Here is a 23,583-nt window from a genome sequence, read left to right as displayed (position 1 = left end):
CGCCATTGAACCGGCGCAGTCTAGTGATCGTTTGTGACAGTCAGTTGTCGCTGATGACGAACAGGCGCTGATACTCCTTCAGCGCGAAGCGGTCGGTCATCCCGGCGATGTAGTGCGCGACGAGGCGCGGCTGCTGCGCGGCGTCCTCCGACTGGTACGGCGGCGGCAGCAGCCGCGGATCGTCGATGAACGCGTCGAACAGCCCCGTGACCACGCGCTGCGCCTTGCTCGCCATGCGCATCACCTTGTAATGGCGATACAGGTTCTTGAACAGGAAGCGCTTGAGCGCGGCCGCCTGCGCGGCGACCGTCTCGCTGTGCGACACGAGCGGCGGCGCCGCGCGCACGTCGTCGAGCGAGGCGGGCGCGACGCGCGCGAGCTTGCGCGTCGTCTCGTCGATCAGGTCGACGATCAGCGTGTTGATGATGCGGCGCACCGTCTCGTGCACGAGACGACGGCCTTCGAGGTGCGGGAATTCGGCGAGCGCGGCTTCGTAGTGGCGCTGCCACAGCTCGACTTCGGCGAGCTGCTCGATCGTGATCAGCCCGGAGCGCAGGCCGTCGTCGACGTCGTGGTTGTTGTACGCGATTTCGTCGGCGATGTTCGCGAGCTGCGCCTCGAGTGATGGCTGACGGCCCTGCAGGAAGCGCTCGCCGAGCGCACCGAGCTTGCGCGCATTGTCGCGCGAGCAGTGCTTGAGGATGCCTTCGCGCGTCTCGAAGCACAGGTTCAGCCCGTTGAACGCGCCGTAGTGCTCCTCGAGTTCGTCGACGACCGCGAGGCTCTGCAGGTTGTGTTCGAAGCCGCCGTGCTCGCGCATGCACGCGTTCAGCGCGTCCTGCCCCGCATGGCCGAACGGCGTATGGCCGAGATCGTGCGCGAGCGAGATCGCTTCGACCAGATCCTCGTTCAGCCGCAGGTTGCGTGCGACCGAACGCGCGATCTGCGCGACTTCGAGGCTGTGCGTGAGACGGGTGCGGAACAGGTCGCCTTCGTGATTGACGAAGACCTGCGTCTTGTATTCGAGCCGGCGAAACGCGGTCGAATGAACGATGCGGTCGCGGTCGCGCTGGAATTCGGTGCGCGCCGCCGGCGGCGTTTCCGGGTGGCGGCGGCCGCGCGACTGCGAGGCATGCGCGGCATACGGAGCGAGATGGGCTTCCAGCGCCGCCAGCGTCGGCGGCTCGGCCACCGCCGCGGCGGATGCGCGGCTGCCGGCCTGGGTCGATTTGCTGCTGGATGTCTCGCTCACGTCTCCTCCGTGTCAGGGGCGCCGGGGCATCCGGGCCGCGGTTACCGGGTCGTCTGCGCCAGGGTGGCGAATACGGCTTCGTCGGGCGCCGGCGTGATCAGCGTATCGCCGAAGCGCTTCAGCAGGATGAACTTGATCGCACCGGCCTCGGCTTTCTTGTCGACGCGCATCAGGTCCATGTAGCGCGCGTCGCCGAGCGCCGGGCCCCGCGTGGGCAGGTGCGCGGCCGCGATCACCGCGTCGAGCCGCTGCCGCGACGCTTCGTCGAGCAGGCCGAGCCGCACCGACAGGTCGGCCGCCATTACCATGCCGCAGCCGACCGCCTCGCCGTGCAGCCATTCGCCGTAGCCGAGCCCGGCCTCGATCGCGTGGCCGAACGTATGGCCGAAGTTCAGGATCGCGCGCAGGCCGCCTTCGCGCTCGTCGGCCGCGACCACGCTCGCCTTGATCTCGCACGAACGCTTCACCGCTTCGGCCAGCGCCGCCGGCTCGCGGCGGTTCAGCGCGTCGATGTTCGCCTCGATCCAGTCGAAGAACGCCGCATCGGCGATCGCGCCGGTCTTGATGATCTCGGCGATGCCGGCCGCGAGTTCGCGCGCGGGCAGCGTCGTCAGCGCGCCGATGTCGGCGATCACTGCCTGCGGCTGGTAGAACGCGCCGATCATGTTCTTGCCGAGCGGGTGGTTGATGCCGGTCTTGCCGCCGACCGACGAATCGACCTGCGACAGCAGCGTGGTCGGCACCTGGATGAACGGCACGCCGCGCATGTAACACGCGGCGGCGAAGCCCGTCATGTCGCCGATCACGCCGCCGCCGAGCGCGACGAGCGTGGTCTTGCGGTCCGCGCGCTCGGTCAGCAGGCCGTCGAAGATCAGGTTCAGCGTTTCCCAGTTCTTGTACGCCTCGCCGTCGGGCAGCACGACCGTCGACACGCGCTTGCCGAGCGGCGCGAGCGCCGCGCGCAGCGCGTCGCCGTACAGCGGATCGACCGTGGTGTTGGTGACGATCGTGACGGACGAACCCTTGATGTGCGGGGCGAACAGCTCGGCGCGGCCGATCAGGCCGGCGCCAATGTGAATCGGGTAGGCGCGGTCGCCCAGATCGACGTTGACAGTAATCATGCTTGTAGCGGCTTGGCGACGACGCCGGCCAGTTCGAGTTGCATCAGCACCATGTTGACGAGACCGTTGACCGACGGGCGGCCGGTCTCGATGACGAAATCCGCGCATTCGCGGTACAGCGGGTCGCGCACTTCGTAGAGCGCCTCGAGACGCGCCTTCGGATCCTCGGTCTGCAGCAGCGGGCGATTCTTGTCCTTGCGCGTGCGCAGCCACAGATCGTGCGGATTGGCGCGCAGATAGACGACGATGCCGTGCTGCTTCAGGCATTCGCGGTTTTCGGGCCGCAGCACCGCGCCGCCGCCCGTCGCGAGCACGATGCTCTCGCGCTGCGTGAGGTCGGCGATCACCTGCGTTTCGCGGTCGCGAAACCCGGCCTCGCCCTCCAGCTCGAAGATCACCGGAATGCGCGCGCCCGTGCGGGCCTCGATCTCGTGGTCGGAGTCGAAGAACGTCCTGTCGAGACGGCGCGCGACCGCGCGGCCCACGGTGGTCTTACCCGCTCCCATAAGGCCGACGAAAAATACGTTTGCGTGTGGGTCCCGCGCTTGCAACGGCTTCCTCTGCTTCAATCTTGCTGGTGTGTGGCGCAGCTTACTGGCAAAGCGGCTGCCTTGTCGAGCCTGCGCCGGCTGCTTCCGGCCCCGTTTCCTCCGGGTTTTCGTCGCCCGCGCCGGCCGTCTCGCAGCCTGCGCGCACGACCGTCGGCGTGATGAAGACGACCAGTTCGCTGCGCTGCTCGCGCTGGGCGCGATGCCGGAAAAGCGCGCCCAGAACCGGTATTTTGCCCAAGAGCGGCACCCGCGTCACATCGTCCCGGCGCAGCCGCTCGTAGATCCCGCCGATCGCGACCGTGCCGCCGTCCTCGACCTCGACGCGCGTCTGCACATGCTTCGTATGGATGGCGGGGCCGGCCGCGGTCGGCTCGCCGACGCTGTCCTTCGTGACGTCGAGATCGAGCACCACGCGCCCGTCCGGCGTGATCTGCGGCTCGACTTCGAGCTTGAGCGTCGCGCGGCGGAACTGCACGCCGCTCACGCCGTTGCCGACCTTGGCCTGATACGGCAATTCGGCGCCCTGCTCGACGATCGCCTTCGCGCGGTCCGCCGTCACGACGCGCGGGCGCGACACGATCTGGCCCCGCCCTTGCGCCTCCAGCGCGCTCAGCTCGATGTCGAGCACGCGGCTGAGCGGCGCGGCGAACAGCGTGAAACCGGCCGTCGCCGCGTCGAAGCCGCCGGTCGGACGGGCGGCGAAGTCGAGCGCATTGCGCGCACCGTCCGCGAACGGCGTGCCGTCGGCCGCCGCCGATCGGCCTTGGGCGCGCAGCGCGACGCGCACGCCGAGATTGCGCGAGAAACCCTGCTCGCCCTCGACGATGCGCGCCTCGATCCGGACCTGCCGGGACGGCCGGTCGATCGCGTCGATCAGTTCGGCGATCTGCGCGAGGCGCGGCGCGAGATCGGTGACGAACAGCAGGTTCGTGCGCGGATCGGCCGCCGCGGCGCCGCGCTTCGACAGCAGGCGCTGGCCGGTCGCGCCGGCCAGCAGCCGCTGCACGTCCTGCGCGCGCGGGTAGCGCAGCACGAACGTGCGGCTCGCGAGCGGCTCGAGGTCGGCCGCGCGCGCATGCATTTCGAAGCGCTCGCGCTCCCGCGCGGCCAGTTCGGCCGCCGGCGTGACCCAGATCACGTCGCCGCGCCGGGACATCGCAAGCCCGTGCGTATCGAGCAGCGTGTCGAACGCCTCGCGCCAGCGCACATTGTTCAGACGCAAGGTCACGGTGCCGCTCACCTGTTCGCTGACGACAATATTGAGCCCGGTGAATCGCGCGAAGGCATCGAACGCGGCCGCGAGTCCCACCTGCTGCAAATTCAGCGAGATCCGGCGCGCGTCGTTGGCGTCGCCGGGTCGATGCGCGTTCGCGTCGGTCATGCGTGCCGGCGGCGGCAGCGGAATCGGCGGCCCTTCGAGCGCGGGCGCTGTGGTCGCCTGAGGCGCCGCATCCGCCTGCAGCGCCGCCCGCGTCGCATCGTCGAACGGGGGCGGCCCGGCGTCCGCCGGCTGCGATCCGGGCGCGGGCGCAGGTGCGGCGAGGGCCGCGCCGTCGGGCAGATGCGCCGGCAGCGGCACGTCGGGCGTCGTCCCTTCTTGCGTCGCGGCGACCGGCCAGACGGGCGGCAGAGGCGGCAGGGCCGCGCTCGCTGCGCCCGCGGCGACAGCGATCCAGGCCGCGATCGCGCGCCATAGGTACTTCGTCATGGCCGGCCTCCGTCGTCGAGGACAAACCGTTTCGGCCCGCTCACCGTAGCGAGCGTGACGGTCCGGGCATCGACCCGCGCGACCTGCGACGCCCCGAGCGCGTCACCGGGCGCCAGCGCCATGAACGCGCCGTCGCCGTCGTCGAACAGGGCGAGAGCAGCTCGTGCATCGCGGATCACGCCAGCCAGACGGGGTGATCGGCCGCCGCCGGCCGCGAACGCTTCGGCGCGGTCGAACGGATCGCGGTCGGGCGCGACGTCGGGAACCGGCACCGCAGGCTGCAGGCCCGCCACGGCCAGGCCCGGCAACGCCGGAAACAGGTCGAGCGACATGTCCACGCGCGGCATCGACGCCGCCCGTTCGATGTGCAGCCCCGTCGGCACCGCGAGCACCGGCAGGCCCGCGAGCCCGTCGATCGTGCGCAGCAACGCCGGAAAACCGCCGTCCGCGACGAGACGCACGGCGCGCCGCCCGTCCGGCGCCGCCTCGTCCGGGCGCTGGGGTTCGATCGACACGATCCGCAGCCCGCTCGACGCGGCGAGGTCGGCCAGTTCCAGCATCAGTTCGGCCCATTCGGGCCGGTGCGCCGAGCGATCGCCATGCGCGGGCGCCGGCACCGGCGGCGGGCCGCGATGTCGCGCGGCCGCGGCAAGCACGCGTTCGGCGTCGGCCGCGCGCATCCGCGCCGTTTCCAGCAGCGCACGGCTGCGCGCGAGCCCGCTCCAGTCGCCCGCATCGGCCAGATGAATGCCGCCCGCCAGCACAACCGCCAATACCAGCGCGCAGCCGGCCGCATGTGCGACGGCCGGCGGCAGGCGCCGCCCGGCCGATCCCGCCTCGCCGGCCAATGCAAGGCGTTGCGCGATTGCCGTCATGCGCCGCCTCCCGCCGCGCCCGGCTGCCGCGGCGCGTCGAGCCAGCGCAGTTGCGCGGAGAACCGGAACGATGCGGCAGCCGCGTCGGTCGGCCCGACCGGAGCCGGCTTCAGCGACCCAACGTCGATTCGCCAGTCCTGCCGTTCGCGCGCGACGCCGGCCAGCCATTGCGCCGCCGCCCGGTAGTTCGTCGCATGCATGTCGAGCGTGGCGCCGGATGGCGTCACGTGCAGCGCTTCGAGCCGGACGGCGCCGTCGCGCACCCGCGGCAGCGTCGCCAGCAGCGCGGCGAGGCGCCGGTACGGCGCGGCCAGCACGAGCGCCTGGGCATCGCGCTGCGCGGCGCCGGCAGCGGCACTCGCGGCGCGCGCCGCCGCATCGACCTGCGGCTGCACCCGCCGCAAATGCGCCTCCAGCCGTGCGCGCTCGGCATCCAGCCCCATCCGCCGCCATGCCGCGCCCGCCGTCCACAGGCCGACGCCCAGCACGCCGAGCAGAATCGCCGCCCCGCACTGCGCAGCCTGGCGCCGCCGCAGCGCCTGCGCGAGCCGCTCGCGGTACGGCAGCAGGTTGAAACCGCCGAGCCCGTACCGACCGGTCCCCGCCGCGCCCGCGCGCCCGGCCCTCATTCCCACACCCCGCGCAGCGCCAGCCCGAACGCGACCGCAAACGCCGGACCACTCGACGCCCCGGCCGGAGCGGACGGCCGCCCGTCCCAACCGATACAGTCGAACGGCACCGCGTTCGCGCCGAGTACGTCGCCGATATCGGCAATGGACAGGCCGAAACGCCCGATGCTGCGCTCGTCGCCCGCCACGAGCACGCAGCGGGCCGATCCGAGCGTGCCGTGGCGCAACGCTTCGGCAAACGCCGCCGTCATGCCGGTGGACAGCGCGAGCGCCGGCGACGCCAGCGCCCCGTCGACACGCCAGCCGCGCACGCCGGTATCGGAAAACCAGAGCGCCGCGTAAGCGTCCTGCGCGTCGAGCTCGAACTGCGCGGCATAACGGAGCGCGCGCAGCGCGGCGGCCGACTCGCCGTCGACGGCCGTCAGGTCGATCCCGGCCTGCGCGGCAACGTCGATCCGCCTTTCGAGCACCGCCAGCGGCGCCGCCGCGACCGCGATCTCGCCCGCCGGCTCGTCGTCGTCCTGCCGCCAGTCGTACGCGACGGCATCCGGCGCCAGCCCCGAGATCCGCTCGGCGGCCTGCCGCGCGGCATCCGCGACGTCGGCGCGTCCGGCCAGATCGAGCGTCGCGACGTGCATCTCGTCGTCGCGCAGCGCCATCACGCCGCGCGCGTCGCAGCGCACGCCGGCCGCCGAGAGCCGCGCCGCCGCTGCCGCCAGCGCCCGTGCGACCGCCGCCCAGCGCGCCGCATCCGGCCCGGCCGACACCGCGACCGGCTCCCGCTCGAGCCCCTCGATGCGAACGTCCGGCACGCGGCCGCGCCGGCTCAGCACCGCCACCCTGACCTCGTCCGCGCCGACGTCGATTCCCGTCGACCGGTGCCTGCCCTGCACGAACCGCGCAGCCGTCCATCGTCCTGTCATCCCAGCCTCCCGCGATCGTCGCGGCCCATGCCGCGATCCGAGGCCTGATTCTGCGGAGCGGCGCACGCGGCCGACAGTCGGCCGAACGGCCAGCCCCGTTCGCGGCGGCCGCCGACGGGCTATGCTGGCGACATCGCGGCCCGCGGTTTCCCGGCGGGCCCCGCGTCAGGACCGGTCTTACCGGGCAGCTATAATCGCGGGACTGTTTTCCGGTATGCCTATGCAATCCACGTCTCCTACGTCCCCGCCTCCCGCCCCGGAACCGAAGAAGCGTCCCTGGTGGCAGAAAGCCCTGCTCGGGCTCGCCGCGATGTGCGTCGCGCTCGTCGTGGCCGGCGGTCTCGTGCTCGGCTATGCGCTCGTCGTCGCGTGGCCGAACATGCCGTCGCTCGACGCGCTGACCGACTACCGGCCGAAGGTGCCGCTGCGCATCTACACGTCCGATCACGTGCTGATCGGCGAATTCGGCGAGGAGCGTCGCGACATCGTCCATTTCAAGGACGTGCCCGACTCGCTGAAGAAGGCGATCCTCGCGATCGAGGACGCGCGCTTCTACGATCACGGCGGCGTCGACCTGACCGGCATCGTCCGCGCCGGCTTCGTCGCGCTGACCAACGGCCACGCGTCGCAGGGCGCGAGCACGATCACGATGCAGGTCGCGCGCAACTTCTTCCTGTCGAGCGAGAAGACCTACACGCGCAAGATCTACGAGATGCTGCTCGCGTACCGGATCGAGCGCGCGCTGACGAAGGATCAGATTCTCGAGGTCTACATGAATCAGATCTATCTCGGCCAGCGCGCGTATGGCTTCGCGAGCGCCGCGCGGGTCTATTTCGGCAAGGACCTGAAGGACATCACGCTCGCGGAAGCCGCGATGCTCGCGGGGCTGCCGAAGGCGCCGTCCGCCTACAACCCGGTCGTCAACCCGAAGCGCGCGAAGGTGCGCCAGGAATACATCCTGCAGCGGATGCTCGAGCTGAACTTCATCACGCGCGAGCAGTACGACGAAGCCGTCGCGCAGCCGCTCGTCGTGAAGGGCGCGGGCCGCGAGTACAGCGTGCATGCCGAGTACGTCGCGGAAATGGTCCGGCAGATGATGTATGCGCAATACCGCGAGGAAACCTATACGCGCGGCTTCAACGTCGTCACGACGATCGACTCCGCCGACCAGCAGGTCGCATACACCGCGCTGCGCAAGGGCATCATGGATTACGAGCGCCGCCACGGCTATCGCGGGCCGGAAGGCTTCATCGAGCTGCCGGCCGCCGCCGACGACCGCGAACAGGCGATCGACGACGCGCTGCTCGAACACCCGGACAACGGCGAGCTGATCGCGGCGGTCGTCACGGCCGCGAGCCCGCGGCAGATCACGGTCGCGTTCATCGACGGCAGCAGCGCGACGATCGAGGGCGACAACCTGCGCTTCGCGTCGGGCGCGCTGTCCGCCAATGCGCAGCCGAACCGCCGGATCCGCCCCGGCGCGATCGTCCGCGTCGTGAAGAACGATGCCGGCAAGTGGTCGATCACGCAGTTGCCGCAGGTCGAGGGCGCATTCATCTCGATCGTGCCGCAGGACGGCGCGATCCGTTCGCTCGTCGGCGGCTTCGACTACAACAAGAACAAGTTCAACCACGTCACGCAGGCGTGGCGCCAGCCCGGCTCGTCGTTCAAGCCGTTCATCTACTCGGCGTCGCTCGACAAGGGCCTCGGGCCGGCCACGGTGATCAACGACGGCCCGCTGTACTTCAGCGCCGCCGAGACGGGCGGCCAGCCGTGGGAGCCGAAGAACTACGGCGGCGGCTTCGAGGGGCCGATGACGATGCGCACCGCGCTGCAGCGTTCGCGCAACCTCGTGTCGATCCGGATCCTGAACCATATCGGCACGAAGTACGCGCAGCAGTACATCACGCGCTTCGGCTTCGACGCCGATCGCCATCCGGCCTACCTGCCGATGGCGCTCGGCGCGGGCCAGGTCACGCCGCTGCAGATGGCGGGCGCATACTCGGTGTTCGCGAACGGCGGCTACCGCATCAATCCGTACCTGATCGCCGAAGTCACCGATCCGAACGGCGCGATCGTCGCGCGCGCGCAACCGCTCGTCGCGGACCAGAACGCGCCGCGCGCGATCGACGCGCGCAACGCGTACGTGACGAACAGCCTGCTGCAGAGCGTCGCGCAGCGCGGCACGGGGGCGCGGACCAACGTGCTGAAGCGGACCGACCTCGCCGGCAAGACCGGCACGACCAACGACTCGCACGATGCATGGTTCGCCGGCTACCAGCACACGCTCGCCGCGATCGCGTGGATCGGCTACGACAATCCGCGCAGCCTCGGCGATCGCGAAACGGGCGGCGGCCTCGCGCTGCCGGTGTGGATCGACTACATGGGCGCCGCGCTGAAGGGCGTGCCCGAGTACAAGCCGACGATGCCCGACGGCGTCGAATCGCTGGGCGGCGAGCTGTACTTCACCGACTTCACGCCGGGCCACGGCTTCGTATCGACGGTCGGCGTGCCGCAGGCGCCGGCCCCGCAAGATACCGACGAGGCCGTGCCGCATGTCGACGAGCAGGAAAAGCAGGACATCATGAACCTGTTCCGCGGCCACTGACGAACGGCCCGGAAACGAAAAAGCGCCCCGCGGGGCGCTTTTTTCATGGTTGCGGCGGACCGGAGCGCCGCCCGCCGGAAGCCGGGCGGCCGCTCCGCGCGGTCACGCGCTGAACGTGATCGGCAGGCCGGCCTGCTGGGTCGCGTAGTCGGTGAGCGCCGCGAAGAACTCGGTGCCCGAGCGCGTATCGCGCCATGCGCCGTCGATGTAGCGGTAGTGGAAGCCGCCGGCCTTCGCGGCGATCCATACTTCCTTCATCGGCGGCTGCAGGTTGACGATGATCTTCGAGCCGTTCTCGAACGTCAGCGTCAGGACGCTGCCGTTGCGCTCCAGATCGATGTCGTGATCGCCGTCGTTGGCGGCGTCCACGGTACGCTCGACGGCCGCCAGCACGGCCTCGGCACGGGTCAGGTATTCGGTATCGGACATGCTAAACTCTATCGGTTCAATTGTTCAGGGACGATCATGCGAGTCGTTTTCCGGATGAGCGCGATTGTAGCGGCTTTGGCGATTCTTGCCGGCTGCGGTCAACGCGGTCCGCTCTATCTGCCCACCGTGCCGCCGCTGCCGCAAAAGCCGATCCAGCAGCAGGATACGCCGCCGTCGGACGTGGCGCCGACCGACGAAAACGCGTCCGACGACAGCACGCGCGGCGCGTCCGGCACCTCGCTCACGCTGTCGCCCGAACTGTCGGGCCGCGCCGGCAAAGCCCCTGCGCCGGCCTCGAGCCCGTCCGTCCAGTAACGCACGCGGCCCGGCAAGCAAGGCGATGACCTTCCGGTCGTCGCCTTTCGTTTTTTCAGGCCGTCGCCGTCACGCGCGCCGGCGCCGCCAGCCCCACGCGATCAGCCGCCAGCCGAGCAGCGCCGCGACGATAGCCGCATACAGCTTCGGCTGCGCGAGATCGTGCTTGCCGGCCTTCATCCACCAGAAATGCAGCACGCCGAACGCGGCGATCGCATAGATCGCGCGGTGCAGCGTCGCCCAATGGCGGCCGAGCCGGCGCACCATCGCGCGCGGCGACGTTGCGGCAAGCGGGATCAGCAGCACGAACGCGGCGAAGCCGACCGTGATGAACGGCCGCTTGCCGACATCCTTCAGGATCGCGACCACATCGAACCACTTGTCGAACCACAGATAGGTCGTGAAGTGCAGCGTCGCGTAGAAGAACGCGAACAGCCCGATCATCCGGCGAAAGCGCAGCAGCGCCGCGAAGCCCGTCACGCGCCGCAGCGGCGTGACGGCAAGCGTCGCGCACAGCAGCACGAGCGTCCACAGGCCGGTCGAGCGCGTGACGAACTCGATCGGATTCGCACCGAGCCGGTCGGTCAGCCCGAACAGCACGAGACGCGCGAGCGGGTACAGCCCCGCCGCGAAAACCAGTCCCTTGGCCGGCGCGAGCCAGCGCGGCGTGGCGGTGCGCACTGCGCCGACGCGTGCGGTGCCGGCGGCCGGACGCGCGCCGTCCGCGCGCGCGGGTGTCAGCGTGGTGGGCGTCATGTCGTTTCTCACCGTCGCCCTCAGAAATTCTTCTTCAGGTCCATGCCCTGGTACATCGACGCGACGAGATCGCCGTACCCGTTAAACATCAGCGTCTTGCGCTTCGGCGTGAAGAAGCCGTCCTCGCCGATGCGCCGCTCGGTCGCCTGACTCCAGCGCGGATGGTCGACGTTCGGGTTCACGTTCGAATAGAACCCGTACTCGTTCGATGCATAGGTGTTCCAGCTCGTCTTCGGCTGCCGGTCGACGAAACGGATCTTCACCAGCGATTTCGCACTCTTGAACCCGTACTTCCACGGCACCACGATCCGCACCGGCGCGCCGTTCTGGTTCGGCAGCACCTGCCCGTAGACGCCCATCGTCAGCAGCGTCAGCGGATTCATCGCCTCGTCCATCCGCAGGCCTTCCGAATACGGCCAGTCGAGCACGGGCGTCGACAGGCCCGGCATCTGCGACGGATCGGCGAGCGTGACGAACTGCACGTATTTCGCGTTGCCGGTCGGCTGCACGCGCCTGATCAGCTCGGACAGCGGCACGCCGATCCACGGGATCACCATCGACCACCCTTCGACGCAGCGCAGCCGGTACACGCGCTCTTCGAGCGGCGCGAGCTTCAGCAACTCGTCGAGATCGAACACCTTCGGGTGCAGCACCTCGCCCTCGACGCTCACGCGCCACGGGCGCGGCCTGAGCGTGCCGGCGTTCTGCGCCGGATCGCCCTTGTCGGTGCCGAATTCGTAGAAGTTGTTGTAGGTCGTGATGTCCTTGAACGACGTCACCTTGTCCGCCGCGACGAACTTCGGGTTGGTTTTCGCGACCAGCTTCGCCGCCCGCGCATCGGGCGACGCATACGCAGCGAACGCGCCGCCGCTGCCGCCGAACAGCCCGCCCGCCGCCGCGATGCCGGCCGCCTGCAATACGCGCCGCCGGTTCTCGAACAGCGCGCGCGGCGTGATCTCGCTGCGCGCTATGTCGTCGCCGCTCAGCAGGTTCCGGAAAGGGCGTTTGATCCACATCGTGCAGTTCCTCCTGCGCGCGCCGCGCGCATGCTTCATCGGGGACGGGTTCCGCGGCAGCCGCAGCCGCAGTCGCCCCGGCCTTCGACCCGATCCATCATGCGCCGTTCGACACCCGGACCGCCCGCCCGTTACAAAAGAAAACCGCCGGGCACACGGTGCGCCGGCGGTCTTTTAGTCGGACGAGCGTCGGAAATCTTACAGCTTGCCGTAGCTGTGCAGCCCCGACAGGAACATGTTGACGCCAAGGAACGCGAAGGTCGTCACCAGCAGGCCGGTGAGCGCCCACCACGCGGCGACCGTGCCGCGCAGCCCCTTCATCAGCCGCATGTGCAGCCACGCCGCGTAGTTGAGCCACACGATCAGCGCCCAGGTTTCCTTCGGGTCCCAGCTCCAGTAGCCGCCCCATGCTTCGGCCGCCCACAGCGCGCCGAGGATCGTCGCGATCGTGAAGAACGCGAAACCAACCGCGATCGACTTGTACATCACGTCGTCGAGCACGTCGAGCGTCGGCAGGCGGTCGGCGAGCACGCCGCGCTCCTTCATCAGATACGCGACCGACACCATCGCCGACAGCGCGAAGCTGCCATAGCCGATGAAGTTCGCCGGCACGTGGATCTTCATCCACCAGCTCTGCAGCGCCGGCACGAGCGGCTGGATCTGCTGCGCATCGCGCGCGACCGAGTACCACATCAGGAAGCCGACCGCCGCGCTGATCACCAACAGCACGAACGCGCCGAGCGCGCGCGTGCCGTAATGCCCTTCGTAATACAGATAGAGCAGCGCGGTGATCAGGCTGAACAGCACGAACACTTCGTACAGGTTCGACACCGGGATATGCCCGACGTCCGCGCCGATCAGGTAGGACTCGTACCAGCGCACCATCAGCCCGGTAAAGCCCATCAGCACCGCGACCCAGGTGAGCTTCTGGCCGATCGCCGACCCCGATGCCGAACGCGCGAGCAGGCCGATCCAGTAGAACAGCGTCGCGAGCACGAACAGCGCGCTCATCCACAGGATCGCCGACTGGCTCGACAGGAAATACTTGAGGAAGAACGCCGAATCGGCGCGCGCGAGATCGCCCTGGTAGATCCGGATCGCCAGCAGCGCCAGCACCGCGATCGACGCCATCAGCAGCCGCGCGGGCTTCCAGCGCCAGCCGAGCGCGATCAGCGCCGGCACGGTGCCGACCAGCACGGCCTTGTCGTAGTAGTTCATGTGCTCGTTGTAGTGCACGAGCGCATAACCCGCGCCCGCCACGAGCACCAATGCGAACAGCCAGTCGACCAGCGACAGGCGTGCGAAGAACGGACGATCGTCGAACGGCGCGGCCGCAACCGGGGCCTGGCTCGACGCCGAATGGGCAGAGGAAACTTGAGTGAGATCCATGATGTTACCGGGTGGAATTCTCGGAGTCGGAACCGCCGCCGGCGGGCGGGCGGGCCGTCGATGCTGCGCCTGCGGGCGCGGCGTCGCGAGGTGCGGCGCGCAACGCGACGCCGGCCGCGTCGCGCGTCTGCACGAATTCTTTCTCGAAATCGAAGGTCTTGCGGGCCGTGGACATTGCCATCACCACGTCGACGCCCGAGCCGGCATCCTTGAGCCAGAACCAGAGGCGCCGCTCGCGCACATAGAACATCGAGAAGATGCCGGCGACCAGCAGCAGGCTGCCAAGATACACCAGATTCTTGCCGGGTGCGCGCGTCAACTGAAATACCGAAGCTTGCACCTGCTTGAACGAATCGAGCTGCAGATAGACCGGCGAACCATACAAAAAGCTGTCGGACAGCGCGTTGATCGCGTTCTGCACGAAGCGGACCGTATCGTTGCTCCGCGGCGTGGCCGGCTCGCCGGCGCGCTCGCGGGCGATCTGCCACACTTCCCACATCGAGCCTTCGAGCATGCGCAGCAGCAGGCTCGCGGCCTTCTCCTGTTCTTCCTTCGGCACCGACCGGTCGATGAACGTCGCCACCGCCTGGAAGCCGCCGATCGGCTGGCCGTCCGCGCCGCGCCCGACGCTGTCGTCGCGCGCCGCAAAGAGGGTCAGCACCTTCGACGCGCTGTCCTGCAGGCGATCGCGCAGCGACACCTCATTGGCCGGCAGCGAATGCAGCGCGAAGCGGGCAGCGGCCTGCGCGCGCACGGCCGGATCCTCGAGTGCCGCGCGCAGGCGCATCCATTCGCCGATCGAATCCTGGCTGTCGGCGGGAATCCGCATGTAGCGGAACGGATCGTTCGGGCTCGCCCGCACGCCCGCGAGGAATACACGCTCGCCGTTCATGTCGACGGGCAGCATGTAGTTGTTGAACTCGCGCGCCTGGCCGTCCTTGCCGCGGATCTTGTACTGCACCGACGGGCCGATGTTGTGCAGCTGCATCGGCTTCGAGGTCTTCGCGCCCGAGCCGAGCCGCTCGTCGAACGCTTCCTTCAGCGACTCCGTCTTCGCGACGCCGCGCACGTCCGGCTTGCCGTTCGCATCGGCCATATTCTCGACGTTGATCGCGCGGAAGTCGGAGAACTCGATTGTGTCGCCGTCGGCGCCGGGCGCCTGCAGCGGCGCCGAGCTGCCGATCGTGCCGTTCACCGGGAACGACTTCGCGCTGTCGCCCGTCATCGGATACGCGGTCATCTGCATCTGCGAGCCGCCGTCCTGGAAGCTCGACTGGTAGATCGACACGCCCTTGTACGTAAACGGCTTGTTGACCTCGACGCGCGCCGGGATCTTCTGTCCCGTCTCGCGATCGATCACGACGATGTCGCTCGCGAACAGCTTCGGCATCCCGGTCGTGTAGTAATCGACGATGAACTTGTTGAGCTGGATCGAGAACGGCAGGTCCTGGATCAGCGACCCGCTCGGCTGGTTCAGGATCGCGGTCGACACGAACTGGCCCTCCGGCACCCACGCATAGCCGCGGAACGTCGGGTTCGACGCGGACAGGCGGTGGTCGGCCGAAATCTCGCTGATCGTCGCGCTGGTATTGACCGGGCTCTTGCCGAACATCCACATCTGAAACTTGATCGGCAGGTTGCTGTCGAGCAGGCCGCCGATACAGATCACGACGATCGCGAGGTGCGCGGAAATGTAGCCCCACTTCGTCATCGCGCCGCGCTTCGCCGAGATCAGCGTCGCGCCGTCGTTCTCGCGCACGACGTGCTTGTAGCCGGCCTTCGTGACGAAGGCGGCGAGCGTCGCCGTCGCGGCCGCGCGCGTGCCGGCGGCCGAGTATTCGGCCTTGTGGTGGAACGCGCGCAGGCTGCCTTCACGAACCTTGTCCTTCCAGCTCTTCGCATCGGCGAGCATCTTCGGCGCGTTGCGGATCACGCACAGCGAGATCGACGCGACGAGGAAGATCAGGATCAGCATGAACCACCACGCGCTGTACACGTTGTACAGGCCGAGCGAGCGGAAGATGTCGGCCCAGAACGGCCCGAACTGGTTCACGTAGTTCGGATACGGATCGTCCTGGGTCAGGACCGTGCCGATGATGCTCGCGATCGACAGCACCACCAGCAGCGCGATCGCGAAACGCATCGAGCTGATCAGCTCGACTGCGCGCTTCGCTGCGCTTTGGCCCGACTTCGACTGCAACCCCGACGTGGTAACGCTCATTCAAACTCCGACTGACAACAAAAAAGGGCAAGGCGGCCGCAACGGCGCGGCGCCCCACCCTTTTCTTGTTCTGACTCCGGCCGCCGTGACGGCGCCCGGTCATTCCGTTCGCAACGGACCGCTCAATGCAGGCCGGCGATGTAATCCGCGACGGCCTTGATTTCGCTGTCCGACAGACGCGAGGCGATCTGATGCATCGCCTCGTTGTTGTTCCTCGCGCCGACGCCCTGCTGGAACGCCGTCAGCTGGGCGACCGTATAGTCGGCCCACTGCCCCGACAGACGCGGATACTGGACGGGAATCCCCTGCCCCGTCGGGCCGTGGCAGCTGGCGCAGGCGGGCACGCCCTTGTCCGCGATGCCGCCGCGGTAGATCTTCTGGCCGATCGGCACGGTCGCCGCGTCGCGCGCGGTGCCGGGCTTCGCCGTCTGCGACCCGTAGTACGCGGCGACGTTGCGCATGTCGTCCGCGCTCAGCGCGCTCGCGAATCCGACCATCACCGCGTTGTTGCGCGCCGGCCCCTTCGCGCCCGGCTGCGCCTTGAAGTCGTTCAACTGCTTGACCAGATATTCGGGATGCTGGCCGGCGAGCTTCGGAAAACTGCCCGACGCGCTGTTGCCGTCGGCGCCGTGACACGACGCGCACACCTGCCCGGCAATCGCCTTGCCGCGGTCCAGATCCGGCTTCTTGGCCGCATCCGCCGCGTTTGCCTCTGCTACGAAACCTACGAACCCTGCTGCAACCTGAAGCACCATCAGAGACTTGCACAGTCGATTCATTCGCACACCCTGTTTCGTCTTGTGGGAATTTGAGGTTCTGCAAAAAACGACGGCGTTCAGTCTACCGCAGAAGCTGCATAAAAGCGCGCGACCGGCGCCCCGGAGGGCTTCGGTAAAACCGCCGTATTGTACAATATCGCGCTGAAAGCCCCTGCGCCTATCGGGGCTACCCCGCCTCCACCAAGCGGCTCGCGCCGCCCGTCCGTCCGGTTCCCATGGCCTTTCTGCTCCATCAAGCCCGCTTCTACACGACCGTCAATCACCTGCGCGACCTGCCGCCCACGGTGCAACCGGAAATCGCGTTCGCGGGCCGTTCGAACGCCGGCAAGTCGACGGCGATCAACGTGCTGTGCAACCAGAAGCGGCTGGCGTTCGCATCGAAGACGCCCGGCCGCACGCAGCACATCAACTACTTCTCCGTCGGCCCGGCCGCCGAGCCCGTCGCGAACCTCGTCGACCTGCCCGGCTACGGCTACGCGGAAGTGCCGGGCGCCGCGAAGGCGCACTGGGAAATGCTGCTGTCGTCCTATCTCGCAACCCGCTCGCAGCTTTGCGGCCTGATCCTGATGATGGATTCGCGCCGCCCGCTGACCGATCTCGATCGCCGGATGATCGAGTGGTTCGCGCCGACCGGCAAGCCGATCCATACGCTGCTGACCAAGTGCGACAAATTGACGCGGCAGGAAAGCATCAATGCGTTGCGCACCACGCAAAAGGGGCTCGATGCGTATCGCGACCAGGGCGTGACCGGCAAGCTGACGGTCCAGCTGTTCTCGGCGCTGAAGCGCACCGGGCTCGACGAGGCCCATGCGCTGATCGAGAGCTGGGTGCGGCCGTCCGTCGCCGACGAAAAAAGCGAGCCTGTAGCACAATGATCGGGCAACGCGCGGCCGCAGCGGCTGTGCGCACCTGACGGCGCCTGCGATTCGGCCGGCTCATAAAAAAACCCGCCGTTGAACGGCGGGTCAAACAGCCTAATCGAATAACGACAGGCACCCGCTCAGGGAGGAGAAGCGGGGAGCATCACGCAACGCGTGGCGCTCGATCGCTATCATATACCAACGCTCCCGAAAATGACCTAAGGGTTCCGTAAGGTCCTTATTGCCCTGATTTCTTCCCGATCCGCCATGAGCTTTCATCCGCTTCATCGTCCGCGCCGGATGCGCCGCGACGACTTCTCCCGCCGCCTGATGCGCGAAAACCGCCTGACCACCGACGACCTGATCTATCCGGTGTTCGTCGTCGAGGGCACCAACGAACGGCAGCCGGTACCGTCGATGCCCGGCGTCGAGCGCGTGTCGGTCGACCTGCTGATGCAGGTCGCCGAGCAGTGCGTCGAACTCGGCGTGCCGGTGCTGTCGCTGTTCCCCGCCATCGAGCCCGCGCTGAAAACGCCGGACGGCCGCGAGGCGGCCAACCCGGAAGGGCTGATCCCGCGCGCGGTGCGCGAGCTGAAGAAGCGCTTCCCCGAACTCGGCGTGCTGACCGACGTCGCGCTCGATCCGTACACGAGCCACGGCCAGGACGGCGTGCTCGACGAAAACGGCTACGTGATCAACGACGACACGATCGAGATCCTGATCGACCAGGCCCGCGCGCAGGCCGAAGCCGGCGTCGACATCGTCGCGCCGTCGGACATGATGGACGGCCGCATCGGCGCGATTCGCGAGATGCTCGAAAGCGACGGCCATATTCATACGCGCATCATGGCGTATGCGGCGAAATACGCGTCGGCGTTCTACGGTCCGTTCCGCGACGCGGTCGGCTCCGCATCCAACCTGGGCAAGGGCAACAAGATGACCTACCAGATGGATCCGGCGAACAGCGACGAAGCGCTGCGCGAAGTGCGTCTCGACATCGAGGAAGGCGCCGACATGGTGATGGTCAAGCCCGGCATGCCGTATCTCGACATCGTGCGCCGCGTGAAGGACGAATTCCGCTTCCCGACCTACGTGTACCAGGTCAGCGGCGAATACGCGATGCTGAAGGCCGCCGCGATGAACGGCTGGCTCGACCACGACAAGGTCGTGCTCGAATCGCTGCTCGCGTTCAAGCGCGCGGGCGCCGACGGCGTGCTCACCTATTTCGCGCTCGACGCGGCGCGCCTGCTGAAAGCGCAGCGCTGAGCTGCGCGGCGGCAGGTCGCCCGAAAGAAAACGGCGGAACACTTCGGTGTTCCGCCGTTTTTTGTTGCCTCATGAACTTCCCGCGCGGGCTTGCGCCGTCCGGCGCCGATTCGGATCGGCAGCGCCGCGCTGCCGGCAACGCGGTTACACCGTCGGCGCGGCCGCGCGATCGAGGCTGCGCAGGAACGTCTCCGCGGCCTGGTAGCCGACCACGCGCGCAATCTCCTTGCCGTTGCGATCGAAGAAGATGATGCCCGGCGGCCCGAACAGGCCGAAACGCTTGAGCAGCGCCTGGTCGTCCGCGTTGTTCGCGGTGACGTCCGCGCGCACGAGGTGCAGTTGCGCGAGCCGCGCCCGGACGCGCGAATCGGTGAACGTCAGATGCTCCATCTCCTTGCAGCTCACGCACCAGTCCGCATAGAAGTCGAGCATCACGGGCTGCGGCGAGGTCTTCAGCAGCGCATCGAGTTCGGCGCTCGAGCGCACCGCCGCAAACGCGGGCCCGTCTTGCGAGGCGCCCGCGGCAGCGGACGCGTCGCCGCCGGACGCCACCGTGCGCGACGCCAGCACCGCCAGCGGCTTGACCGGATCGGTCGAGCCTGCAGCCAGCCCGACCAGCAGCGTCGCGGCCCAGATCGCCAGCGCTGCGCCGAGACCGCGGCCGAGGCGGCGCCAGATCGTCGCGGCGCCGGCATTGGGGGTAAACAGTCCGAGCGCCGCGGCGGCGACGAGCAGCCACAACGCGGCCAGCACCATCTTCGCCGCGCCGCCGAGCACCGGCCACACGATCCACAGCGCGGCGGCCAGCAGCACGATGCCGAAGAACACCTTCACGCCGTCCATCCACGTGCCCGCGCGCGGCAGCAGCGTGCCCGCGCCGACGCCGACCACCAGCAGCGGCACGCCGAGGCCGAGCCCCATCGCGAACAACGCCGCGCCGCCGAGCAGCGCGTTGCCGGTGTGCGCGATGAACGCGAGCACCGCGAACAGCGGCGCCGTCATGCAGGCGCCGACCACCAGCGCCGACAGCGCGCCCATCGCCGCGACCGCCGCAAAATGGCCGCCCTGACGCGCGCTCGATGCCTCGGCCGCGCCGTTCTGCCAGCGCTGCGGCAACGCGATGTCCCTGCCCGAGATCAGCAACACCGCGAACACTGCGAGCAGCACGCCGAATGCGCCGAGCACCCACGGGTTCTGCAGCCATGCGCCGAGGCTCTGGCCGACCAGCGCCGCGGCCACGCCGAGCACCGTATAGACGAGCGCCATCCCGATCACGTAGGTCAGCGACAGCGCGAAGCCGCGCGCATGCGTCACGCGCGTGCCCTGGCCGACGATGATCGCGGACACGATCGGAATCATCGGATACGAACAGGGCAGCAGGCTCAGCACGACGCCCGCGACGAAATACAGCGCGACGATCGTGAAGAAGCCGTGCCCTTCGAGCAGCGACTGCGCGAAATCGGCGCTCGTGACCTTGTCGAACCAGCTGCCGCCGGCCGCCGTGTCGCCGGGCGCCGCGGCCGTTGCGCCCAGCGCGGCGCCGTCGACCTTCACGACGTGCTCGGCGGGCGGATAGCAGATGCCTTCGTCCGCGCATCCCTGCGACGTCACCGCGAGTTCGAACGGCCCCGCCGCCTGCTTGACGGGCACATGGATCACGAGGTCGCCGCGATAGGTCTCGACGTTCTTCTGGAAGGTCTGGTCGAACTTCACGTGGCCGGCCGGCAGCTGCGGCTCGCCGAGCGTCGCCTGCCCGCTCTTCACGGCGAACGCGAAACGCTCGCGGTACAGGTAATAGCCGTCCGCGACCTTGAAGCGGACATCGACCTGCCCGGGCGACTCGCTCGCGCTGAACTTGAACGCGACCGACGGATCGAGGAAATCGTCGGCCGCGCGCGCGATCGACATGCCGCCGAGCACGAGCACGAACGACAACAGGACTGCAAGGAACCGCAGCGCGCGCACGCGCACGGGAAGCGCCATACCGTTAAACATGAAATAGACGTTGAGTTTCGCTGGTCACCCACTGGCCGTATGCCGGCGACGCCGTCGCCTGCCACGACACGATTTCGGGCGTCTCGTACGGATGATGCGCGAGAATAAATCGCTCCAGTTCGAGCGCCCGCACGGCGCTCGTCTTGAACAGCAACTGGATCTCGTCGGCCGTCTCGACCTTGCCCTGCCAGTGATAGCGCGACTTGATCGCGCCGAGTTCCGACACGCACGCGGCGAGCCGCGCATCGAGCGCGCCGTCGGCGAGCGCCGCGGCCGTCGCCGCATCAGGCACCGTCGTCAGCATCAGCACCACCACCATACGCGCCCTCCTGTTCGTTGCCCGACCGTGCGCCGGCACGGCTCGACCGTGCGGACGGTCCATGCTGGTCGCCCATGCTTGTCGCCCACGCCGGTCGCCCACGCTGGTCGCCCCGTATCGTATCGCAGCCCGCGCGGGGCTGCCGGCGACCACCTGCGACAATCGATCGCAGTCCGTGCCCGCCGCAAAAACAAAAAGGGCCAAGCAATCGCTCAGCCCTTTCCGGTTACTGCCCCATGCGCAAAGCTTATTCGGCTTCTTGCACGTTTTCCGTTTCGTCGACTTCCGGACGATCCAGCAGCTCGACCAGTGCCATCGGTGCGTTATCGCCGACGCGGAAGCCGAACTTCAGGATGCGCAGGTAGCCGCCCGGACGGTTCGCGAAACGCGGACCGAGCACGTCGAACAGCTTCGCCACCGAATCACGATCGCGCAGGCGGTTGAACGCCAGACGACGGTTTGCGAGCGACGGCTTCTTGCCGAGCGTGATCAGCGGCTCGACGACCTTACGGAGTTCCTTCGCCTTCGGCAGCGTCGTCTTGATGACTTCGTGCTCGATCAGCGAGTTGGACATGTTACGGAGCATAGCCAGACGGTGGCTGCTCGTGCGGTTCAGTTTCCGCAGACCATGACGATGGCGCATTTCAGTTTCCTTGATTCAAAGTTTTGATCCAGCTCTTCTATCGCACCCGAAGGGGTGCACGGGCCGGTAACGAAAAAAAGCAAGATGCGGATTTTAAAGGAAAATCCGCATCTTTGCCAACTTCAGCTACAACCTGACGACAGGCGGGCTTACTTGTCGAGACCGGCCGGCGGCCAGTTCTCGAGCTTCATGCCCAGCGTGAGACCGCGCGAAGCGAGGACTTCCTTGATCTCGTTGAGCGACTTGCGACCGAGGTTCGGCGTCTTCAGCAGCTCGTTTTCCGTGCGCTGGATCAGGTCGCCGATGTAGTAAATGTTCTCGGCCTTCAGGCAGTTCGCCGAACGGACCGTCAGCTCGAGATCGTCCACCGGACGCAGCAGGATCGGATCGATCTGCGGTGCGCGCGACGGTGCCTCGGCAGCCGTTTCCGTGCCTTCCAGCGCCGCGAACACGGACAGCTGGTCGACCAGGATGCGGGCCGATTGACGGATCGCTTCTTCCGGCGTGATCACGCCGCTCGTCTCGATGTTCATCACGAGCTTGTCGAGGTCGGTACGCTGCTCGACACGTGCGCTTTCGACTGCGTAGCTCACGCGGCGAACCGGCGAGAACGATGCGTCCAGCACGATGCGGCCGATGATCTTGGCCGTGTCTTCGCCATAGCGGCGCACGTTGCCCGGCACATAGCCGCGGCCCTTCTCGATCTTGATCTGAACGTCGAGCTTGCCGCCCTTCGACAGATGCGCGATCACGTGATTCGGGTTGATGACTTCGCAATCGTGAGCCAGCTCGATATCGCCGGCCGTGACGACGCCTTCACCTTCCTTGCGCAGGGTCACCGTCACTTCGTCGCGGTTATGCAGCTTGAACACCACGCCCTTCAGGTTCAGCAGCAGGTTGACGACGTCCTCTTGCACACCATCAAGCGTCGAATACTCGTGCACCACGCCCGCGATCGTGACTTCGGTCGGCGCGTAGCCAACCATCGACGACAGCAGCACGCGGCGGAGCGCATTGCCCAAGGTATGGCCGTAGCCACGCTCGAACGGCTCCATGACCACCTTCGCATGGTTCTCGCCCAGCGATTCCACGGCGATGATCTTGGGTTTCAACAAACTGGTTTGCATAGGTTTTCCTTTTCAATACCCTCGGCTCGTTACACCGATAAGGCTGACCGGTAACACCCTGAAAATAAACAGCCGAGGTCACCCCTTGCTGCACGCAATCGGGGTACCTCGGCCGTCAATCGGATTAACGCGAATACAATTCGACGATCAGGCTTTCGTTGATGTCGCCGGCGATGTCGGCGCGTTCCGGCACTTGCTTGAACGTACCTTCGAACTTCTTCGCATCGACTGCAACCCAGCTCGGCATGCCGCCTTGCTCGGCCAGCGACAGCGCTTCGACGATACGCGCCTGCTTCTTCGCCTTTTCGCGGATCGCAATCACGTCGCCTGCCTTCACTTGCTGCGACGGCACGTTCGCGACGATGCCGTTCACCGTGATCGACTTGTGGCTGACGAGCTGACGCGCTTCAGCGCGGGTCGAGCCGAAGCCCATGCGATACACGACGTTGTCGAGGCGCGACTCGAGCAGTTGCAGCAGGTTTTCACCCGTGTTGCCCTTGCGGCGGTCGGCTTCAGCGAAGTAGCGGCGGAACTGACGCTCCAGCACACCGTAGATGCGCTTGACCTTTTGCTTTTCACGAAGCTGCGTACCGTAGTCGGACGTACGTGCGCCCGAGGTACGGCCGTGCTGGCCCGGCTTGCTGTCGAGCTTGCACTTGTCGGCGAGCGAGCGGCGTGCGCTCTTCAGGAACAGGTCGGTGCCTTCACGGCGGGACAGCTTGGCCTTGGGGCCGATATAACGTGCCACGTTGCATTCCTTTATCAATCAGTCACGCGGATCGGGATCCGCGCTAGTTCGCG

The 23,583-nt window shown here is 67.7% G+C and carries 22 protein-coding genes; 4 read left to right on the top strand and 18 right to left on the bottom strand.

Annotated elements, in window-relative coordinates:
- Nucleotides 1-40: 40 nt before the first annotated feature.
- From WS57_RS19510 to WS57_RS19480, 7 genes are all read right to left on the bottom strand, one after another.
- Entirely contained in the window at nucleotides 41-1,192 is a 1,152-nt protein-coding gene (locus WS57_RS19510) for a deoxyguanosinetriphosphate triphosphohydrolase (RefSeq protein ID WP_244131466.1), read from the bottom strand.
- Between the two features lie 101 nt (nucleotides 1,193-1,293).
- Complete coding sequence (gene aroB / locus WS57_RS19505) at nucleotides 1,294-2,373, bottom strand: 3-dehydroquinate synthase (protein ID WP_009693121.1); 1,080 nt, start codon at nucleotides 2,371-2,373, stop codon at nucleotides 1,294-1,296.
- On the bottom strand, nucleotides 2,370-2,924 hold the full coding sequence (locus WS57_RS19500) for a shikimate kinase (RefSeq protein WP_009693122.1): 555 nt from the start codon (nucleotides 2,922-2,924) through the stop codon (nucleotides 2,370-2,372). The genes aroB and WS57_RS19500 overlap by 4 nt, the downstream gene beginning before the upstream one ends.
- Before the next feature lie 40 nt (nucleotides 2,925-2,964).
- Nucleotides 2,965-4,632: a type IV pilus secretin PilQ gene (locus WS57_RS19495; RefSeq protein WP_069244735.1), complete on the bottom strand. Its 1,668-nt coding sequence runs from the start codon at nucleotides 4,630-4,632 to the stop codon at nucleotides 2,965-2,967.
- Nucleotides 4,629-5,507, bottom strand: coding sequence for a hypothetical protein (locus WS57_RS19490; RefSeq protein ID WP_059606357.1), 879 nt, complete (start codon nucleotides 5,505-5,507; stop codon nucleotides 4,629-4,631). The genes WS57_RS19495 and WS57_RS19490 overlap by 4 nt, the downstream gene beginning before the upstream one ends.
- Nucleotides 5,504-6,136 (bottom strand): hypothetical protein, encoded by a 633-nt coding sequence (locus WS57_RS19485; protein WP_059515367.1) that lies wholly within the window; start codon nucleotides 6,134-6,136, stop codon nucleotides 5,504-5,506. Before WS57_RS19485 ends, WS57_RS19490 begins: the two co-directional genes overlap by 4 nt.
- Nucleotides 6,133-7,059 (bottom strand): hypothetical protein, encoded by a 927-nt coding sequence (locus WS57_RS19480; protein ID WP_059515370.1) that lies wholly within the window; start codon nucleotides 7,057-7,059, stop codon nucleotides 6,133-6,135. Before WS57_RS19480 ends, WS57_RS19485 begins: the two co-directional genes overlap by 4 nt.
- 220 nt (nucleotides 7,060-7,279) lie before the next feature.
- Between WS57_RS19480 and WS57_RS19475 the strand changes: the two genes are divergently transcribed.
- Nucleotides 7,280-9,667 (top strand): penicillin-binding protein 1A, encoded by a 2,388-nt coding sequence (locus WS57_RS19475; RefSeq protein ID WP_155625655.1) that lies wholly within the window; start codon nucleotides 7,280-7,282, stop codon nucleotides 9,665-9,667.
- A 102-nt stretch (nucleotides 9,668-9,769) separates the two neighbouring features.
- Here WS57_RS19475 and cyaY read toward each other — a convergent pair whose 3' ends face one another.
- Nucleotides 9,770-10,096 carry an iron donor protein CyaY gene (gene cyaY / locus WS57_RS19470; RefSeq protein ID WP_009691359.1) on the bottom strand — a complete coding sequence of 109 codons (327 nt, stop codon included), beginning with the start codon at nucleotides 10,094-10,096 and terminating at the stop codon, nucleotides 9,770-9,772.
- A gap of 36 nt (nucleotides 10,097-10,132) precedes the next feature.
- Between cyaY and lptM the strand changes: the two genes are divergently transcribed.
- Nucleotides 10,133-10,411, top strand: a complete 279-nt coding sequence (gene lptM, locus WS57_RS19465) for an LPS translocon maturation chaperone LptM (protein ID WP_040126491.1) — start codon at nucleotides 10,133-10,135, stop codon at nucleotides 10,409-10,411.
- A gap of 69 nt (nucleotides 10,412-10,480) precedes the next feature.
- On the opposite strand, the gene msrQ is transcribed toward lptM, so the two are convergent.
- The 5 genes from msrQ to WS57_RS19440 form a co-directional block, all read right to left on the bottom strand.
- Nucleotides 10,481-11,167, bottom strand: coding sequence for a protein-methionine-sulfoxide reductase heme-binding subunit MsrQ (gene msrQ, locus WS57_RS19460; RefSeq protein WP_069244734.1), 687 nt, complete (start codon nucleotides 11,165-11,167; stop codon nucleotides 10,481-10,483).
- A 20-nt stretch (nucleotides 11,168-11,187) separates the two neighbouring features.
- Nucleotides 11,188-12,183: a protein-methionine-sulfoxide reductase catalytic subunit MsrP gene (msrP, locus tag WS57_RS19455; protein ID WP_009687856.1), complete on the bottom strand. Its 996-nt coding sequence runs from the start codon at nucleotides 12,181-12,183 to the stop codon at nucleotides 11,188-11,190.
- Between the two features lie 198 nt (nucleotides 12,184-12,381).
- Entirely contained in the window at nucleotides 12,382-13,572 is a 1,191-nt protein-coding gene (ccsB, locus tag WS57_RS19450; protein WP_069244733.1) for a c-type cytochrome biogenesis protein CcsB, read from the bottom strand.
- A 4-nt stretch (nucleotides 13,573-13,576) separates the two neighbouring features.
- The gene (locus WS57_RS19445) at nucleotides 13,577-15,793 is read right to left on the bottom strand and encodes a cytochrome c biogenesis protein ResB (protein ID WP_069244732.1); all 2,217 of its coding nucleotides are present in this window, start codon (nucleotides 15,791-15,793) and stop codon (nucleotides 13,577-13,579) included.
- A gap of 122 nt (nucleotides 15,794-15,915) precedes the next feature.
- Nucleotides 15,916-16,572 carry a c-type cytochrome gene (locus tag WS57_RS19440; protein WP_040126487.1) on the bottom strand — a complete coding sequence of 219 codons (657 nt, stop codon included), beginning with the start codon at nucleotides 16,570-16,572 and terminating at the stop codon, nucleotides 15,916-15,918.
- A 215-nt stretch (nucleotides 16,573-16,787) separates the two neighbouring features.
- Here WS57_RS19440 and yihA point away from each other — a divergent pair, with 215 nt between their 5' ends.
- A complete protein-coding gene (yihA, locus tag WS57_RS19435) occupies nucleotides 16,788-17,447 on the top strand; it encodes a ribosome biogenesis GTP-binding protein YihA/YsxC (protein WP_009689117.1) in 660 nt (219 codons plus the stop codon).
- Nucleotides 17,448-17,699: 252 nt separating this feature from the next.
- Nucleotides 17,700-18,698: a porphobilinogen synthase gene (gene hemB / locus WS57_RS19430; RefSeq protein ID WP_009689118.1), complete on the top strand. Its 999-nt coding sequence runs from the start codon at nucleotides 17,700-17,702 to the stop codon at nucleotides 18,696-18,698.
- A 144-nt stretch (nucleotides 18,699-18,842) separates the two neighbouring features.
- Here the strand turns inward: hemB and dsbD are convergent, their stop codons facing one another.
- From dsbD to rpsD, 5 genes are all read right to left on the bottom strand, one after another.
- Entirely contained in the window at nucleotides 18,843-20,693 is a 1,851-nt protein-coding gene (dsbD, locus tag WS57_RS19425; protein WP_059515380.1) for a protein-disulfide reductase DsbD, read from the bottom strand.
- On the bottom strand, nucleotides 20,686-21,012 hold the full coding sequence (gene cutA, locus WS57_RS19420; RefSeq protein ID WP_040126484.1) for a divalent-cation tolerance protein CutA: 327 nt from the start codon (nucleotides 21,010-21,012) through the stop codon (nucleotides 20,686-20,688). The genes dsbD and cutA overlap by 8 nt, the downstream gene beginning before the upstream one ends.
- Before the next feature lie 247 nt (nucleotides 21,013-21,259).
- On the bottom strand, nucleotides 21,260-21,655 hold the full coding sequence (gene rplQ / locus WS57_RS19415) for a 50S ribosomal protein L17 (protein WP_006400638.1): 396 nt from the start codon (nucleotides 21,653-21,655) through the stop codon (nucleotides 21,260-21,262).
- A gap of 149 nt (nucleotides 21,656-21,804) precedes the next feature.
- Nucleotides 21,805-22,782 (bottom strand): DNA-directed RNA polymerase subunit alpha, encoded by a 978-nt coding sequence (locus WS57_RS19410; protein WP_006765411.1) that lies wholly within the window; start codon nucleotides 22,780-22,782, stop codon nucleotides 21,805-21,807.
- A gap of 124 nt (nucleotides 22,783-22,906) precedes the next feature.
- A complete protein-coding gene (rpsD, locus tag WS57_RS19405) occupies nucleotides 22,907-23,530 on the bottom strand; it encodes a 30S ribosomal protein S4 (protein WP_009687204.1) in 624 nt (207 codons plus the stop codon).
- Nucleotides 23,531-23,583 lie beyond the last annotated feature (53 nt).

The sequence above is a fragment of the Burkholderia pseudomultivorans genome, assembly GCF_001718415.1.
Lineage (GTDB): Bacteria > Pseudomonadota > Gammaproteobacteria > Burkholderiales > Burkholderiaceae > Burkholderia > Burkholderia pseudomultivorans_A.
Note: the sequence above shows the minus strand (reverse complement) of the source record. Positions and strands in the feature narration are given on the sequence as shown.